The organism is Gluconobacter sp. P1C6_b (genome assembly GCF_018811945.1).
In the GTDB taxonomy this organism is placed as follows: Bacteria; Pseudomonadota; Alphaproteobacteria; order Acetobacterales; family Acetobacteraceae; genus Gluconobacter.
In genome coordinates this window covers 1-1,748 of record NZ_JACRVU010000059.1, presented here as the reverse complement: position 1 = coordinate 1,748, position 1,748 = coordinate 1, and the positions used below count along the sequence as shown (strand labels likewise).

Sequence of the window (1,748 nt, the reverse complement as noted above, 5' to 3'; positions counted from 1 at the left end):
TCGAGACCGGATCAGAGCTGAGGGCCGGGCTTGGCAGATGGATCGCCCATTATAACGAAAGGCGTCCGCATACGGCGCTGGCTGGACGTACGCCCGATGAGGCGTATCATGACGTGCCGACGCCATCTGGTCCGGGGTTAACCCCGGACCAGATGGCCAACAGCAACGCCGTCAGAAGGGCGGCATAACAACAACCGGGTATAGCTTATCAAGCCCGCAAAACTGTCCGAACGGACGGGACCACCTCAGGGTGGTGCAAAACTACGGGAAATCGCGGAAGCGCTGGATGTTTCCACGACGCAGGCTCATTATTTCATACGTAAGGGTGTGGCGCACTGCCTGACGAAGTTGGGCTGATTTTCTCGTATGCCAAGATGTTTTTCCCGAAAAAATCCCGTGTCCGATAGTCTCTTCATAATAAGAGGGAGATGGATCGGTCTGCCTACGGGTATGCCTTCCCGCATGTCCGTTTGTGTTTGGGGGCCTCGCGGTGGAGACCGATGATCTGGAAAATCTGACGCCCGAAGAAAGTGAGGCCCTGGATTGGGTAATCTCGCTCCAGGAAGAGGGTGAAAATCAGACAATTCGTCAGAAATTCAATGTCTGGTTACACGCGACAGAAGAGAATGCGCGTGCCTGGGCCAAAATCTCACGGGTTTATGGCGCTATAGGCGAAACGAAGCCAGCTTTTGAGGACACATGGCGTCCAGTCTTGAATAAGGCTGTGTCTCCTATGTCCGTTGGACAGATAGTGTCCCGACGAACTGTACGTCGCAGACGACTGTGTGGAGTAACAGCCCTTGCCGCGAGTGTGGCGGTAGGCTGGCTCGTTGTTGGCTCTGATGTAAGCCTTTTTTTGCAGGCTGATCAGATGACGGGTGTAGGCCAGTTACGAACCGTGTCGCTGCCCGATGGAAGCACGGTAACTCTTGCTCCCCGTTCCGCGATCGCATTCACATCCGATGCGCATTCACGCACTGTTCGGCTTCTGCAAGGGGAAGCGTGGTTTGATGTAAGACATTCCGCAGAGCAACCCTTCCACGTCGTCGCGCATGATCTGGACGTCATGGATGTCGGTACGAAATTCGACGTGCAGGAAGCAGAACGGGAAACAGAGGTTTCTGTAGAAAGCGGTGCGCTCAGGGTAACGTCTGTTAACCCCACCCGCGATATCCGAAGATCTTGTCGCCGGACAAACTGTTGCGATCTCTGCTGACCATCTTGTGAGACGGGGTAATGCCGACCCCACTATGATCGCGGGATGGCGTGACGGGGTGCTCGCTGTCCAGAACCGGACAATATCCGATGTCGTGGAGGCAATCCGCCCGTGGCCCCGAGGACTACTTATTCTTCGTGGGGCCAGGCTTGGCACCCGCCGCGTAACGGGTGTCTACGATCTGCGGCATCCGCAGGCAGCGATCAAGGCTTTGGCCGATGCCTATGGAATTAAAATTACCAGAATATCGCCGTGGCTTGTGATTCTTTCTGAAAGCTAGGTCGAGTTGACAAAAGATCTATACGATCTGCCTGAGATCTGATTCACTTCCTGTCTGTGGGGTCAGGAGCAGAGAGAACAGGCATGGCACGAGGCGATCTGACGGATCATGAATGGGCGGTGATTGGCCCGCTTCTGCCTTCTGAGCGTGGACGTTGGGCCCGTCCAGCCGGAGACAACCGCCTGTTTCTCAATGGCATGCTGCATGTTCTGCGGACCGGCTGTCCCTGGCGTGACATGCATGAACGCTACG

Annotated in this window: 3 protein-coding genes; all 3 read left to right on the top strand. The window is 55.6% G+C overall.

From position 1 onward, the window contains the following. On the top strand, positions 1 to 188 hold a 188-nt coding region (locus KP701_RS16065), incomplete at its 5' end, for an integrase core domain-containing protein (protein WP_215747448.1). Positions 189 to 490: 302 nt separating this feature from the next. Then, positions 491 to 1,216 carry a FecR domain-containing protein gene (locus tag KP701_RS16515; protein ID WP_215747905.1) on the top strand — a complete coding sequence of 242 codons (726 nt, stop codon included), beginning with the start codon at positions 491 to 493 and terminating at the stop codon, positions 1,214 to 1,216. A gap of 363 nt (positions 1,217 to 1,579) precedes the next feature. Next, positions 1,580 to 1,748: transposase (locus KP701_RS16055; protein ID WP_215746824.1), on the top strand; the 169-nt coding region annotated here is incomplete at its 3' end.